Raw genomic sequence first — 16,035 nt, forward strand, 5'->3', positions numbered from 1 at the left:
TCACAAAGAAACTCTGCAATACTTGTTTGCGGAGGATGTTTGTGATCCTGTTTTGTACTGCGATTAATCCGTGTACAATAACGCGCTATTTCTAAAATGCCTGAGGCAAAGTTGTGATCGAAAATTTGCGTAACATCGCCATCATCGCGCACGTAGACCATGGTAAAACCACCCTGGTAGACAAGCTGCTCCAACAATCCGGTACGTTCGATGCACGTGCTGAAACCCAAGAGCGCGTGATGGACTCCAACGATTTGGAGAAAGAGCGTGGGATTACCATCCTCGCTAAAAACACCGCTATCAAATGGAATGACTACCGTATCAACATCGTTGATACCCCTGGGCACGCCGACTTCGGTGGTGAAGTTGAACGTGTAATGTCCATGGTAGACTCCGTACTGCTGGTCGTTGATGCAATGGATGGTCCGATGCCGCAGACGCGCTTCGTGACCAAAAAAGCCTTTGCCCATGGCCTGAAACCAATCGTTGTTATCAACAAAGTTGACCGTCCGGGCGCGCGTCCTGACTGGGTTGTTGATCAGGTATTTGACCTGTTCGTTAACCTTGATGCTACCGACGAACAGCTGGACTTCCCTATCGTTTACGCTTCTGCGCTGAACGGTATCGCGGGTCTGGATCACGAAGATATGGCTGAAGATATGACTCCGCTGTATCAGACCATCATCGATCGTGTACCAGCACCGAACGTTGACCTTGATGGCCCGCTGCAGATGCAGATCTCTCAGCTTGATTACAACAACTATGTTGGTGTTATCGGCATCGGTCGTATCAAACGCGGTAAAGTTAAACCGAACCAGCAGATCACTATCATTGATAGCGAAGGCAAAACTCGTAACGGTAAAGTCGGTAAGGTCCTGACCCATCTGGGTCTGGAACGTATTGAGAGTGACATTGCTGAAGCGGGCGATATCATCGCGATCACCGGTCTGGGCGAGCTGAACATCTCTGACACTATTTGCGACCCGCAAAATGTCGAAGCGCTGCCGGCACTGTCTGTTGATGAGCCGACCGTAACCATGTTCTTCTGCGTAAACACCTCTCCGTTCTGTGGCAAAGAAGGTAAATATGTTACCTCTCGTCAGATCCTTGACCGCCTGAACAAAGAGCTGGTGCACAACGTGGCACTGCGTGTTGAAGAAACCGAAGATGCGGATGCATTCCGTGTATCCGGTCGTGGTGAGCTGCACCTGTCAGTTCTGATCGAGAACATGCGTCGTGAAGGTTTCGAAATGGCGGTTTCCCGTCCGAAAGTTATCTTCCGCGAAATCGACGGCCGTAAACAAGAGCCGTTCGAAAACGTCACGCTGGACGTTGAAGAGCAGCACCAGGGTTCTGTGATGCAGGCTCTGGGTGAGCGTAAAGGCGACCTGAAAAACATGAATCCAGATGGTAAGGGCCGCGTACGTCTTGACTACGTGATCCCAAGCCGTGGTCTGATCGGTTTCCGTTCAGAATTCATGACCATGACCTCTGGTACTGGCCTGCTGTACTCCACCTTCAGCCATTACGACGATGTTCGTGCGGGTGATGTTGGACAGCGTCAGAACGGCGTACTGATCTCCAACGGTCAGGGTAAAGCAGTTGCGTTCGCACTGTTCAGCCTGCAGGATCGCGGTAAGCTGTTCCTGGGTCACGGTGCTGAAGTTTACGAAGGCCAGATCATCGGTATTCACAGCCGCTCTAACGACCTGACTGTAAACTGCCTGACCGGTAAGAAACTGACCAACATGCGTGCGTCTGGTACTGACGAAGCAACGGTTCTGGTTCCGCCGGTTAAGATGACTCTGGAGCAGGCTCTGGAATTCATCGATGACGACGAGCTGGTAGAAGTTACTCCAACTTCCATCCGTATCCGTAAACGTCACCTGACCGAAAACGATCGTCGCCGTGCAATGCGTGGCGCGAAAGAAGAGTAATTAACGCTCTTTTCGTGACAAGACCCCGCCTACTGGTGGGGTTTTTTTTTGCCTGTTATTCCTGGAATCAGGTGAGAGTTACGCTTAATCCCTGCCTGCCGTCTTAACCACTTCCACTTCAGATTCCTGCCATAAGAGAGCTTTGTCACAATTATTTCTAAAGCTCGATGCGTGTGTTTGCTTTCTTTTTCGACGGCAGCGTATGATAAAACCATCTGGTTTAAACCAAATGGATTAAACAATGACGAGTAATCAGTCGACCGTTGAAAATGCGAAAGAGAAGTTAGATCGTTGGTTAAAAGATGGGATCACCACACCGGGCGGAAAACTCCCTTCAGAAAGAGAACTGGGAGAGCTGTTGGGTATCAAGCGTATGACGTTACGTCAGGCGTTATTAAACCTCGAGTCTGAATCCAAAATCTTTCGTAAAGACCGCAAAGGATGGTTTGTCACACAGGCTCGTTTTAACTACAGCCCGGAATTATCGGCAAGCTTTCAGCGCGCAGCGCTTGAGCAGGGCAGAGAGCCTTCCTGGGGATTTATCGAGAAAAGCCGGGTATCTCACTATCCTGAAGCTACCGCTCCGCTGGTAGCTGCTACGCCGTCTGATGAACTGTATCGGATAACGGGTTGGGGAGCACTGGAAGGGCATAAGGTTTTCTATCACGAAACGTATATTAATCCCAAGGTTGCTCCGGGTTTTATTGAACAGCTTGAAAGTCAGTCATTTTCTTCAGTGTGGGAAAACGAATATAAAAAAGAAACGGTAATCAAAAAACTGGTTTTTAAACCTGTCAGAATGGCCGGTGATATTAGTAAATTTATTGGCGGCTCTGCTGGAATGCCTGCCATTCTTATTGAAAAACATCGGGCCGACAGCGATGGCAACATCGTGCAAATAGATATTGAGTATTGGCGATTTGAAGCAGTTGATCTCTTCATTAACTTGTAGGTACGTTTATGGTCACTAAAGATAATGCACATAAAATCCTGGCTCGTGTAGATAACCTTCCCCTATATCTACACGCGTATGCTTATCATTTAAATATGCGTCTTGAGCGAATATTACCGAATGATTTATTAGATATTGCTAATGAAAATAATCTGCGCGGCGTGAAAATTCACGTTCTTGATGGTGAGCGTTATTCTCTGGAAAATATGAATGACAATGAGCTGTCAGCATTTGGTGATAAAGCGCGTAAGTTGCAGCTGGATATTCATATTGAAACCAGCTCCTCTGATAAAAAGGCCATTGACCAGGCCGTCTCTATTGCCTTAAAAGCAGGTGCCTCTTCCGTAAGATTTTATCCACGCTACGAAGGAAATCTTCAGGATGTTCTTGCAACAATAACTCAAGATATCAAATATTTGCGTGAAAGATATCAGGATAGCGGACTGACATTTACGTTAGAACAGCATGAAGACTTGAAGAGCCATGAATTAGTGTCATTAATTCAGAACAGCGATATGGAGTCACTCTCTTTACTCTTTGATTTCGCAAATATGATCAATGCGAATGAACATCCGTTAACAGCGCTAGAAACGATGTCACCGCACATTACTCAGGTGCATATTAAAGATGCGTTAATCATTAATGAAAAAGCGGGGCTGGGCCACAAAGCCTGTACATCGGGCCAGGGAGATATGCCATTTAAGGCGCTACTGACCAAACTGATCTGTTTAGGTGATGATAAGCCACAGGTAATGGCTTACGGACTGGAAGAGGAAGTTGATTATTATGCTCCAGCGTTTCGTTTTGAAAATGAAGGTGATAATCCATGGATCCCATGGCGCCAAATGAGTGAAACACCGTTGCCTGCAGCTGATCTTCTGGAAGAACGTCTAATTAAAGAAAAAAACGATGCTATTCAACAATTAAAATTTGTGCGTAGCGTGCTACAACAAATTAAAAATGAGGCACATGATATTCTAACTAATTAAAAAATCTTCGTTTCTTTTTAGGTTGCTTAAACCATTCCAGGGGAATGGTCATATTGTTATTTTCAAAACAAATGATTTAAATAATCATTTAGGGGATGCTATGCTCACAAAAAAGAAATGGGCACTTTTTAGCCTGTTAACGCTGTGCGGCGGTACAATCTACAAATTACCTTCACTGAAAGATGCGTTCTATATTCCGATGCAAGAATACTTCCATTTGACCAATGGTCAAATTGGTAATGCAATGTCAGTGAACTCATTTGTGACTACCGTGGGCTTTTTCTTATCTATTTATTTTGCAGATAAATTGCCACGTAAATACACCATGTCTTTTTCTCTTATTGCCACGGGATTGTTGGGGGTCTATTTGACCTCTATGCCTGGCTATTGGGGGATCCTCTTTGTCTGGGCGCTGTTTGGCGTCACCTGTGACATGATGAACTGGCCAGTGCTATTAAAATCTGTTAGCCGTCTGGGGAATAGTGAACAACAGGGTCGATTGTTTGGTTTCTTCGAAACGGGCCGCGGTATTGTTGATACGGTTGTCGCATTTTCCGCGCTGGCCGTCTTTACCTGGTTCGGTAGCGGGTTGCTGGGATTCAAAGCCGGTATCTGGTTCTACTCTGCCATCGTGATTATCGTGGGGATCATTATCTTCTTTGTGCTGAATGATAAAGAAGATGCGCCTGTGGCAAAAGTGCAGGATGCAGAAGATGCGCCGAAAAATCCCAGCATGGCATCGGTATTGAAGGATAAAACCATTTGGCTAATCGCCTTCAACGTCTTCTTTGTGTATGCCGTCTATTGTGGATTAACATTCTTCATCCCGTTCCTGAAAAACATCTATATGCTGCCGGTCGCGCTGGTGGGGGCTTATGGGATTATTAACCAGTACTGTCTGAAAATGGTCGGTGGCCCGATTGGCGGGATGATCTCGGATAAGATCCTGAAATCACCCAGTAAATACTTATGCTATACGTTCATGATTAGCACGGTAGCTCTGGTGTTGCTGATGATTCTGCCGCATGAAAGTATGCCGGTTTATTTAGGCATGGTGTGTACACTGGGCTTCGGTGCGATCGTCTTTACGCAGCGCGCTGTTTTCTTTGCCCCGATTGGTGAAGCTAAAATTGCCGAGAACCAGACGGGCGCTGCAATGGCGCTGGGCAGCTTTATCGGTTACGCCCCGGCGATGTTCTGCTTCAGTCTGTACGGATATATTTTGGATTTAAACCCGGGTCTTATCGGCTACAAAATCGTGTTTGGCATTATGGCGTGCTTTGCCTTCTGCGGTGCGATTGTCTCCGTGATGCTGGTTAAACGGATTAGCCAGCGCAAGAAAATGCTGGAAACTGCAGAGGCGTAACAGGCTTCGATATCGAAGAATACGAAAAAGCCGCTGATTATCAGCGGCTTTTTTATCACAATTGAAGGTACTCAGAAGAAATACTTTGCCCCAATACGAATCTGGTTCTGTTCCCGATGATAGGGTTCCACATTACGATCTAACCAGCGTAATTCAAGATAGGGCAGCCAATGTTCGTTGATTCTATACTTGAATGTATTAGTAATTTCCCAGTGATGCTTCGTTCCATTGCTACTGTTAAAATCATTTACGTTATAAAAGTAGTGTGGCTCAAATGTATAAGAGAATTTATCAGTGATACTGAAGTTCCAGTAGTTACCTATTTCATAGCTATCATTATTATCCAAATCACCATTTAGATCGGTTGAGCTGTAGTTATTATGGTTATACCTATTACGTACAGTAAGGTTAAACCATGGCGTGAACTTATAGTTCACATCCAGATATACCGCCCCACCAGAGCCAATACTTTTATCATTTATCAGTCCTCCAGGTTGGATTGTGAGTTTATCCGTTGGTTTGAATAATGGATACCACCCCTCTATTTCATTATAGCCGTGTTTTAATTCATCATCACGCTGTAGGGTATAAGTGTTGGTCAGCATGATGCCAGCACCCATATCTGAATTATAGCCGACGCGTAACATAATTTCTTGTTGATCGGATGCCAGATTATATGCTTCCCGGTTCTCTACATAGGCTCCTGCAAAAACAGATGTGGAGAAAACAGAGGTTAACAGAACTATTGTGTGTAATTTTTTCATAGTAAATCCATTTTTTAAGCGTAGGGAGGCCGCCATCCATTGAGATGGAATAAGCGGCTATTATTTTTATACGTTTACAATAGAGGCGTTTTTTTCGTTGCTAACAGACTTTGGCTGAATGATATTTTTCTTCCGCTGGTTAATTTCCTCAATAATGAAAGCGAAGCGTGTTTCGTTGAGCTTATAAAAGAAGCCCATAGTGAGAGCGGCAATAATGGCAAGTCCGCAGGGCCAGAGAAAAATAAGCTGACGCAAACCGAGCAAGGTGGTGTCACTCTGGACTATGTTGGGGACATAGCCGATTTGCGTCAGCATAATGCCTGGCAGGAATCCGGCAAGCGCAGCGGAAACTTTTCGCGAAAAGGTGTAACCCGTATAGACCGATCCCTCGGCACGAATCCCCGTTTTCCATTCACCATAATCAACCGTATCCGGGACCAGTGCCCAGTTCAGGCTGTTAACAAAGGCGGTACCAAAGAATGCCATGCACGAGAAAGTGACAAATAAAAACGATGTACTGCCCCAGATAAAGTTCAGGATATCGCCGATAGCCCATAGCGCTAGCCCTCCGAGGTAAACCTGCTTTTTGCCGAAGCGCTTCACTGTTGTGGGAACCAACAGCACACCGACCAGAATACAGCCCATACTGAAAAAACCCATCCATGACAGCAGATGGATATCGTTGAGCACGTACTGGGTGTAATAGACCTGAATCGCCAGTTTGATATTGAATGCTGCCAGAGTACATAAATTGGCGATGCACAATACCAACAGGGGAGGGTTACGGAAAATCGCGCGAAACGATTTGAGAATGCTGGGCTTATGCTGGTCTGGCACGATCTCGATATAGCGCTCTTTCACGCCGCTAAAGCACCACCACATACTGAACAAACCGCAGACAGAGAAGATCAGCGCGGCAATCAGATACCCCAGCGAAGGAGAGCTGGTAAAAAGCGCCTGAATAGGCATGAAACCAACGGTACACAGTAGCAAGCCGACAGTTGCGCCGCCCTGACGCCAGGCAGCAAGCTGCGCGCGCTCATGTGGATTTTTAGTGATAGCGGGAACCATTGCTCCGTAAGAGCAGTTCATCAGACTATAGAACAGGCCAAACAGCATAAATAGTACCGTTGCCAGCCCTGTTTTCACCGTCAGCGTAAAATCGGTTGCTAAAAACTGCGCGCTAGCAACCAATGCGACAGGAAACGACGCATATAAAATAAAGGGCCTGAATTTTCCTTTTGCGCCAATACTGCGGCGCGAGTCCAGCAACACGCCGGTCAGCATATCGGTGAAAGCGGTGAAGAACTTTGCCACCAGAAAGATGATTCCACCGTAATATGCAGGCATCCCAAGTTCATCGGTATAAAATTTAAGCAGATACAGCGTACCGATACACAGCATCAAATTTGAGCCGAAGTCACCCACTCCGTAGGCGAATTTTTCACGCAGGCTCAGTTTTAGCGTTAGCGGATCATGGTCAGACATAATCGCTCCTTAATAACGCCCCGTAGGGCGCTATTCATTATTATTATCAAACGGGTTGTTTACGTGCTTCAATCTCTTCAACGATGCGGACATACATCTTCTCGTTAAGGTTGTAGAAGCAGCCCATTGCCACGATGGTGATGACTGCCAGAGCACACGGATAAATAAAGATCAGCTGACGCAAACCCTCAACGGTACCCGCCGATTGCACTACGTTGGGTACGTAGCCGATCTGTGTCAGCATCCAACCGGGGAAGAAGCCGGCCAGCGCCTGCGAGACTTTACGGAAAAAGGTGAAACCAGTGTATACCGTTCCTTCAGAACGCACGCCGGTACGCCATTCACCGTATTCCACCGTATCGGAGACCAGTGCCCAGTTCAGGCTGTTTACAAACGCCGAACCAAAGAAGGCCAGGCAGGAGAACGCAACAAAACTGACCGAGCCGCCGCCAAAGAAATAGTTGAGCAGATCACCCACTACCCAAATCAGCAGGCCACCAATGTAGACCTTTTTCTTACCAAAGCGCCTGACCATCCCTGGCATCAAAAACACGCCAATGAAGATACAGCCCATGCTGAAAAAGCCCATCCAGGAGAGCAGGATCGGGTCGTTTAATACGTACTGAGTGTAATAGACCTGGATCGCCAGTTTGACGTTGAACGCGCCAAGCGTGCAGAGGTTGGCAATGCACAGAATAAACAGCGGGCGATTACCGGCGATGGCGCGAAAAGATTGCAATAATCCCGGTTTTTGCGCACTGTCTGCTGGTTTAACTTCCACATAGCGTTCTTTAACCCCTGCATAGCAGAGCCACATAAATAGCAGCCCGAACAAGGAGAACAGCGTGGCGGCGAAGATGTAGCCCAGCTGCGAGTTACCTTCGATGAGGTTCATCACCGGGACAAAACCGACTGTACACAGCAGCAAGCCAAGCGTGGCTCCACCCTGACGCCAGGCGGCAAGCGAAGCGCGTTCATCCGGGTTTTTAGTAATCGCGGGAACCATCGCGCCGTAAGAGCAGTTCATCATACTGAAGAACAGTCCGTACAGCATAAACAGTACCGTCGCCATCACCGTTTTACCGGTTACTTCAAACGGTGTGCCGACAAAGTTAGCAATGGCTAAAAGCGTGACCGGGAAAGCGGCATAGAGCACGAATGGACGGAATTTACCTTTCGGACCAATTTTTCGCCGTGAATCGAGCATGATTCCGGTACCCATGTCGGTAAACGCGGTAAAAAACTTGGCTATAAGGAAAATGATCCCGCCGTAAGTACCAGGTAAACCAAGAACATCGGTATAAAATTTGAGTAAATAGAGCGTACCAATGTCCAGTAGGATATTCGAACCTAAATCACCCATCCCATAGGCGAGTTTTTCTTTAAAAGGTAAACGTAGGGTTGCCGGATTGGCTGTATTCTGACTCATGATTATCCCTCATTTGCCCGCGAGTTTCCCCACGGGCGAGCCTGATTAGATGTTGCGTAAAGTTGCAAACAGTGACGCCCACTCACTCTTCGCGCGATAAAAGACCGGAGGCTTGCCAATTGGCGCATCAACGGTTAATTCGCCGCCATTGTGAGTTTCCCCTGTCCAGACGTTGACCCAGCTATCCTCTGGTAGATACAGCGTCCAGTCGTTCCGACCCTGTTCGTGAACCGGTGCCACCAGCAGATCCTGCCCCAACAAGTACTGGTATTTCAGGGTGTAGGTTGTTGCATCGTCTTCGTAATGCAGAAAGAGTGGGCGCATCACAGGCAGACCGGTGGCGGCGTTCTGCGCAACGGCCTGCTTGAGATACGGTTTCAGAGTGGTGAAAACCGTCGTCATGCGGGCAAAGTGGGCGATAGTCTCTGCGTCACCATCAAATTGCCAGTTATCGCCAGGGCGGTTGCCTTCGTGGGTGCGCATCATTGGGGTGAAAGCGCTGAAGTCACACCAGCGCAGCAGCAGCTCTTTCGTGCGTTTCATATCAAACAGCGTGGTATAACCGCCGATATCGCTATGGTGCAGACCGTGGCCGGTCATCGCCAGAGACAGGGCGGCAGGTACGACCGAGGCCAGACCATCGTCGAGGCTCCAGTCAACGTTCTGGTCACCTGCCCACATCATGGTGGAGTATTTCTGGCTGCCGGTATAACCCGCACGCATAAAGAACAAGATCTCGCCGAGCTTACCCGTTTCCTGTAGTGCTTCGTAGTTACACTTCGCCCACAGTGCGGGCCAGGCGTTATGCATGATCTCAGCGCTGACGCCATTGTGCAGATACGTATCAGTTGGCAGATATTCGCCAAAATCCGCCATCCAGCCGCCACAGCCGAGTTCAATCATGTTCTTTTTGATCACTTCTTTGAACCAGTCGTAGGCTTCGGGGTTGGTCAGATCGACCACGCCACCGTAAAACTCGCCAAACTCAACCAGGTAGTCATCACCAGAAGCATCTTTTGCCAGATATCCACGTGCCGCGGCCTCGGCGCAGAGCTCTTTATCGCTGGCGACGTAAGGGTTGATATAAGAGAGGAACTGCACGCCTTCGTCTTTCCACTGCTTAATCCGATTATCCAACTGCGGGTAGTTGTCGCTGTTCCACTTCCAGTTCCACATCACGCGTTTGCCAAACGAGGTCATGCGGATCCCGGACCAGTCCTGTGCCCAGATGCCGTTTACCTTCACGCCTGCGTTACGCATGGTGTCCAGTTTGTTCTGGCAAACTTCGGTCCCGCCTTGAATACCCAGCGTGACGCCGTCGTAAATCCAGTCCGGCAGTTCCGGCTGACGGCCTAACAATGCGGTCAGTTTTTCCAACAAGGAGATGTAGGTGTCAGCGCATTCAAAGCGCAGAGTGGTTTTGTCTTCCCACAATGCCAGTTCGTGGTATTCCGGCGCGCTGAAATCGAAATTCATATAACAGCTGTTATCAACATGGCAGTAGTATTTTTGTGTGCTGATGAAGGTTGGCTGCGGGAAGAAGGTCCAGTAATAGTCGCCACCCGCATTCTCTTTGCAGTCTGCCTGCCAGGTGACATAGCTATTTTTGTTGCGGCCTACACCCTGTTCGCTGGTCCACAGCGGGAACGGCTTGCCGCGTAAATCAAAGTAAGAGAACTGTTCGCCGCAGCCGTAGACATGGTCTTCCGGGGTGGCGGCCAGACGTAACCAAATACGGTTGTGGTTAAGATCGTCGTTATGCAGATCCAGCTTCAGGCGGCCTTGTTCATCAGTGGAGATTTGCAAGGTGGCGTTGATGGCACCGCCGCGGCTGAAATGCACCAGCCAGCCTTCAGGTGATTTGCTGACCGTTACATCCGTGAGTGCAATCTTCTCATTGAGTTTGTCTTTAATACTGAAATTGCCACGAAACATATCGATATCGGCAACGCCAGCCCCAATCCACAGGCAAGGGGTTTCTGTGCTGTGACGTAAAATTAGGCGATTTTGCCAGGTGAGAGTAAAGCCATCCTGAAACGTGGCGAGCTCTAATGCGGTTGACCGTTGTTGTAGCGAATTCATTATAGTCTCCGTAAAAATAGGGTAATTCGGTAATCTGTCGGAAATCGGTTATTCACTGCCGATTAAAAAATTCAGTTGATGTTTCTCTCCGGGGGCGAGATGAATCAGGCTAATCCCGGAATTAAAGGCGTCGGGTGGGCAGGTCATGGGTTCTACTGCCAAGCCTCTCCTTGCTAATTTTTCGCCCGTATACACCTGTAGCCAGGGCTGGTTGCTGCGTAGAAAGGTGGACATTTTTTGTGAATGGCTGCTCATCCTGACTTCCCATTCCTCTGGGGATAAAGCGCTTTTGAACGTATGGTCGATAGCAGTACTTGCTACGATGCGTGGCACAGAAAAATTCAATTCGCCGTGGACTACCTCACTAGCCGGAAGTGTTAATTCGCAGCTGTCGATGTGTTGAAGGTTACAGGTCAAATAGGGGTGCGCTCCTGCACCATAAGGGGCCGTTTCATCACCCACATTCTGTGTACAAATAGAAACGTGCAGTCCGCTGGTGGCATCCAGTCGGTAAATCACCTCTGACATCAGCGCAAAGGGATAACCATAGGAGGGCGGCAGAAAAACAGTCAGCGACACTTCTGATGCCGACTGATGGTTAATTTGCCAGTCCCGCCATGCTAGCAACCCATGAATGGCGGTATGCGAAACAGGGTCGTTAACAGCAAGTTGAAGCGTCTTGCTGTTGTATCGATAGCAGCCATCCGTCACGCGATTTGGCCAGGGAATAAGGACTTTTCCCAGATGGGCCAGTGGCATCTCATCCGGCTTATGCGGAATGACGACATGACGAGCATGGTGCGTTAGTTCAGCCAAACCCGCACCTACCGTGACGATTACCGCCTGGTAGTGACCTGCCTTAAGATGAATGGTTTTTCCGCCGCTGTGCATGGCTGCTATCCTCGTGACTTATTTGGCGTTAACGTCCAGTAGACCGGCGGCGACCGCCGGGGCTAATCCCGGAGCCAACGGCAGACGCGGGATCACCAGGCAATGCAACAGATGATAAATATCCTGCTTGCCGTCCCAGACTTTGGTGGTCACCTTGTTATTGGTATCCAGCTCCTGCCACCACGAGCCGGTCTCGTAGTCCATCAGATAAGTGATGCAGTAATCCCACCATTTTTGGTACCAGGCTTCGTACTGACTATCGCCAGTGAGGGTATAAAGGGCGTAAGCTGTCCCCATGGCTTCGACTATCGGCCAGCGCACTCTTTCACGTACGATTGGTTTGCCGTCCCAGCCCACCGAGTAGACAAATCCGTCAGCACCGTCCGGTGCCCAGGCATCGCGGATGGTGGCATGAAAAAGACCTTTGGCATCTTCCAGTAGCCAGGCGGGCGGCGTTTCGAAGCGAGCTTCCAGAGCGGCATGCAGATGTAGCATCAGGCGACCCCACTCAATCCAGTGTCCCGGTGTACCTCCGTAGGCGCGGAAGCGGTGGGCGGGGTTATCTTTGTTGTAATCGCGAATAGGGTTCCATTGGGAATCAAAGTGTTCGTTGACCCGATATTCGCCGCTGCGGGCTACGTCGTGAATAATCACCGAAGCGATACGCAGCGCCCGATCCAACCATTTACGGTCATGTGTGACGTCGTAAACGATCAGGAAGGCTTCAACCGCATGCATGTTGGCGTTGCCACCACGGTAATCTTCCGTCTGGCTGAAGGCTTCGTCCCAGGACTCCAGGCACATCTGCTCATCTTCACTCCAGAAGTATTTTTCGATCACCTCAATGGCATCATCCAACAGTATTCTGGCCTGCGGGTGACCGGTAGTGACCGCACTTGCCGCACCGAGTAACACAAAGAAATGCTGATAGCCCTGTTTGGAAGCATCCATTACTCCTTCGTCGTTCACGCAGGCATACCAGCCACCGTAGCGTTTATCACGTAGTGCACCGTTCAGAGAGTTAATACCGTGCTCGACTAACTGGTATGCTCCTGGACGCCCCATGGATGCCGCAACAGAATAGACGTGCAACATACGCGCGGTGATCCACAGATGCGTTCCCATCTCCGCTCTGACCTGACCAGTGTTTCCCAGCCAGCCAAAGCCAGTTGGCACCACCGCGTTCTTACCGAAATTAAAGATTCGGTCGGTCTCCTGCTCCAGCCAACGGTTGTGGCTCAAGGTGTTAAACCATTTCATTCTTTGATCCTCGTATTAACGGCGGCGGGCCATCATTTCATCGACAATTTCACCCAGACGCTGCAATTTCGGTGCAGAGACATCGCGCAGCATCAGTTCGGTATCTGGCAGACCCACTACTGAAGACCAGACTGCACGTCCAGCCAGGAAGCCAGAGGCTCCCGCTGTCATTGCAACGCTGACGGCGCGAGGGAACAGTTTTTCGTCAACGCCGGAAGAGAGAATGACCCACGGCATATTGATGTTTTCATTCAGGCGTTGGGATGCAGTGAGGAGTTCGTGTTGCGAACCTTTGCCGTACAGTGGCATTTCTACTTTGTAGAGATCGGCGCCGCTGTCACCCAGTTCTTTAGCGGCATCGATAATAGCCTGTTCGCGATCGAACTTATCGCCACGACGCGGCGGGCGTACCACTGGCTCGATAATGCTCAGTAGACCATTGGAGTGGCACATTTGATTGAATTCTTTCACCATATCCAGGCGCTGCTGGGCATCTTCATCGCTACGCCACAGCACCAGCAGTTTCAACGCTTTCGCGCCGTCCTGCTTCACGGCTTGCGGATCGATCGCCCTATCAATAACCACGCTATCAACAGGGATACCATTGCCTGGAATGAATGCATCGGCGGCAACAATCATGGCGCAGCTTTTGGCTACCGCGTTTTGTTCCACCACCTGGCGATAGCAGAATTGCTGATCGACCAAAACGGCCGATGCATAAGGAGAAAGAATCTTCGCTGCATTCACTTTGAAATCGGTCAGAACGTTGTCGCTTACCGGGGATTTCGCTCCTGCAGCGGCAAACATTAAACGCATAGCTTCGCGTTGGTCGACTGCCAGCATGGCAAAACCGCCGGATGCACGCGTAATGTCTTTGATGGAGTAGTTGTTCATTCAATTTTCCTTTATACAGTCGTTACATTTTTACTTTGGCAGTAAGCCCGGCGCTGTTACGTACCTGCTCAAGAATTGCGGTCCAGTCTTCCCGACCACGACCCGCTGCGCGCGCCTGGTTATAAACTTCTCGGGACGCGGCACCGAGTGGCATTGGTACATGCAACTGATTGGCAACATCCAGCGCTATGCCAAGATCCTTGTGGGCCAAATCGATCATAAAGGCAGGGGAAAGATCGCCTTTCAGTACTTTGTTTGGCCAGGACGTCGTGAAGTGGCCTTTTCCGGCAGGTGTTCCGCTCATGACTTTTAAAGCCACATCAAAAGAAAGATCGAGCGCTTCACATAACGTGGCTGCTTCGGCGGAAAGCGCATTCAGGGCAATACTCATATAGTTATTGATAAGCTTCACGCGGATCCCCATACCTGGTCCGCCTGCATTGATCAATTCATTACCCATTGCCATTAGTACCGGCGTAGCGTGTTCAACCTGCTCGGCTGAACCACCTGCCAGCAGCAGTAATGTTCCAGCGATCGCGTGATCGGAAGTGCGCCCGACCGGGCAATCCATCATGCTGAAGCCCTTAGCACGCATATCGGCAATTAACTTGTCGGTTTGCAGTGGGTGAATAGTGGACATATCAATAACCAGTGCCTGCGAGGAAAGGGTTTCGCAGACGCCAGACTCACCAAACAATACGTTGCGCACCAGATCGCCGTTTGGCAGCATCGTGATGACAAACTCTGCATCTTTTGCGGCTTGAGCTGGGTTGCTGGCAGGTTGTGCTCCTTGCGCTACCAGGCGCTGAACAGCATCCGGGTTAACGTCAAAGACGCTGAGCTGATGGCCTTGCTTCAGCAAATTACTCGCCATGGGGGAACCCATCTGACCTAATCCGATAAATGCTATAACTGCCATAACGTTCTCCTGAGACGTGGATGTCATTTTTTGTCATTTAAAATCGGTTTTTTCTGTCTGTTTTTGATCGTATTTGTAATTTATGGTCAAAAAATTGACAGCCGTCACTTTTTAAACATTTTGTGAAATTAAAATGATCCCATCCGAAACGTTTGAGGAATGACCATGATTCGTGTTGCTTGTGTGGGTATTACCGTGATGGATCGCATCTATTACGTGGAAGGCTTACCAACTGAAGGTGGTAAATATGTGGCGAAGCGCTATACGGAAGTGGGCGGGGGGCCCGCTGCAACGGCTGCAGTAGCCGCGGCGAAGTTGGGGGCGCAGGTAGACTTTATTGGTCGTGTTGGCGATGACGACACCGGAAATAGTCTGTTGGGGGAACTTGAATCGCTGGGGGTAAATACTCGCTATACCCGGCGCTACGTAGGGGCTAATTCTTCACAATCGGCGATTATGGTCGATGTGCAAGGGGAGCGGATTATCATCAATTACCCCAGCCCGGATTTACTGCCAGATGCCGACTGGCTAAATGAGATCGACTTTTCCCAGTGGGATGTGGTGTTGGCAGATGTTCGCTGGCATGAGGGGGCGAAGCAGGCATTCACGCTGGCGCGCCGGGCTGGCGTGATGACAGTACTGGATGGCGATGTAACGCCACAGGACATCAGTGAGTTGGTGGCATTAAGCGATCATGCTGCATTTTCTGAGCCGGGCCTGGCGCGTCTGGCGGGAACGAAAGATATTGATACCGCACTAAAAAAAGCGCAAATGCTCACAAATGGACATGTCTATGTGACTCGCGGCAGTGAAGGATGTGACTGGATAGAGAATAATGCATTACAGCATCAGCCTGGATTCTCAGTCGATGTGGTTGATACCACGGGAGCCGGGGATGTTTTTCATGGTGCACTGGCATTTGGTCTGGCTTCCGGTATCGCTCAGAATGATGCCGTCAGGTTCGCCAGCGGGGTTGCGGCGCTGAAGTGTACGCGCCCGGGGGGACGTGCGGGGATCCCTGACTGTGATCAAACGCGATCTTTTCTGTCACTTTTTGTATAAAA

Annotated in this window: 13 protein-coding genes; 5 read left to right on the forward strand and 8 right to left on the reverse strand. The window is 49.3% G+C overall.

The genetic code is table 11. The features are described 5' to 3' along the window. Nucleotides 1-113: 113 nt before the first annotated feature. From typA to LG384_RS00535, 4 genes are all read left to right on the forward strand, one after another. Nucleotides 114-1,937, forward strand: a complete 1,824-nt coding sequence (gene typA, locus LG384_RS00520; RefSeq protein ID WP_045449198.1) for a ribosome-dependent GTPase TypA — start codon at nt 114-116, stop codon at nt 1,935-1,937. 241 nt (nt 1,938-2,178) lie between these two features. After that, complete coding sequence (locus tag LG384_RS00525; RefSeq protein WP_048223332.1) at nt 2,179-2,889, forward strand: GntR family transcriptional regulator; 711 nt, start codon at nt 2,179-2,181, stop codon at nt 2,887-2,889. An 8-nt stretch (nt 2,890-2,897) separates the two neighbouring features. After that, nucleotides 2,898-3,878: a sugar phosphate isomerase/epimerase gene (locus tag LG384_RS00530; protein WP_225760319.1), complete on the forward strand. Its 981-nt coding sequence runs from the start codon at nt 2,898-2,900 to the stop codon at nt 3,876-3,878. A 100-nt stretch (nt 3,879-3,978) separates the two neighbouring features. Next, nucleotides 3,979-5,244, forward strand: a complete 1,266-nt coding sequence (locus LG384_RS00535) for an MFS transporter (protein WP_225760320.1) — start codon at nt 3,979-3,981, stop codon at nt 5,242-5,244. A gap of 71 nt (nt 5,245-5,315) precedes the next feature. Here LG384_RS00535 and ompL read toward each other — a convergent pair whose 3' ends face one another. The 8 genes from ompL to yihU form a co-directional block, all read right to left on the reverse strand. Continuing rightward, on the reverse strand, nt 5,316-6,008 hold the full coding sequence (gene ompL / locus LG384_RS00540) for a porin OmpL (protein WP_225760321.1): 693 nt from the start codon (nt 6,006-6,008) through the stop codon (nt 5,316-5,318). Nucleotides 6,009-6,074: 66 nt separating this feature from the next. Continuing rightward, the gene (locus LG384_RS00545) at nt 6,075-7,496 is read right to left on the reverse strand and encodes an MFS transporter (RefSeq protein WP_225760322.1); all 1,422 of its coding nucleotides are present in this window, start codon (nt 7,494-7,496) and stop codon (nt 6,075-6,077) included. Between the two features lie 46 nt (nt 7,497-7,542). Next, the gene (locus LG384_RS00550; protein ID WP_225760323.1) at nt 7,543-8,925 is read right to left on the reverse strand and encodes an MFS transporter; all 1,383 of its coding nucleotides are present in this window, start codon (nt 8,923-8,925) and stop codon (nt 7,543-7,545) included. A 45-nt stretch (nt 8,926-8,970) separates the two neighbouring features. Continuing rightward, complete coding sequence (locus LG384_RS00555; protein ID WP_225760324.1) at nt 8,971-11,007, reverse strand: alpha-glucosidase; 2,037 nt, start codon at nt 11,005-11,007, stop codon at nt 8,971-8,973. A gap of 48 nt (nt 11,008-11,055) precedes the next feature. After that, nucleotides 11,056-11,898 (reverse strand): aldose-1-epimerase, encoded by an 843-nt coding sequence (locus LG384_RS00560; RefSeq protein ID WP_225760325.1) that lies wholly within the window; start codon nt 11,896-11,898, stop codon nt 11,056-11,058. Between the two features lie 18 nt (nt 11,899-11,916). After that, a complete protein-coding gene (yihS, locus tag LG384_RS00565) occupies nt 11,917-13,158 on the reverse strand; it encodes a sulfoquinovose isomerase (RefSeq protein ID WP_225760326.1) in 1,242 nt (413 codons plus the stop codon). Nucleotides 13,159-13,173: 15 nt separating this feature from the next. Beyond that, the gene (gene yihT, locus LG384_RS00570; protein WP_225760327.1) at nt 13,174-14,052 is read right to left on the reverse strand and encodes a sulfofructosephosphate aldolase; all 879 of its coding nucleotides are present in this window, start codon (nt 14,050-14,052) and stop codon (nt 13,174-13,176) included. Nucleotides 14,053-14,074: 22 nt separating this feature from the next. Further along, nucleotides 14,075-14,971: a sulfolactaldehyde 3-reductase gene (gene yihU, locus LG384_RS00575; RefSeq protein WP_225760328.1), complete on the reverse strand. Its 897-nt coding sequence runs from the start codon at nt 14,969-14,971 to the stop codon at nt 14,075-14,077. Nucleotides 14,972-15,136: 165 nt separating this feature from the next. Between yihU and LG384_RS00580 the strand changes: the two genes are divergently transcribed. Continuing rightward, on the forward strand, nt 15,137-16,033 hold the full coding sequence (locus LG384_RS00580) for a sugar kinase (RefSeq protein ID WP_225760329.1): 897 nt from the start codon (nt 15,137-15,139) through the stop codon (nt 16,031-16,033). Nucleotides 16,034-16,035 lie beyond the last annotated feature (2 nt).

This window comes from Citrobacter sp. Marseille-Q3906 (assembly GCF_916618775.1).
Classification (GTDB): Bacteria; Pseudomonadota; Gammaproteobacteria; order Enterobacterales; family Enterobacteriaceae; genus Citrobacter; species Citrobacter murliniae.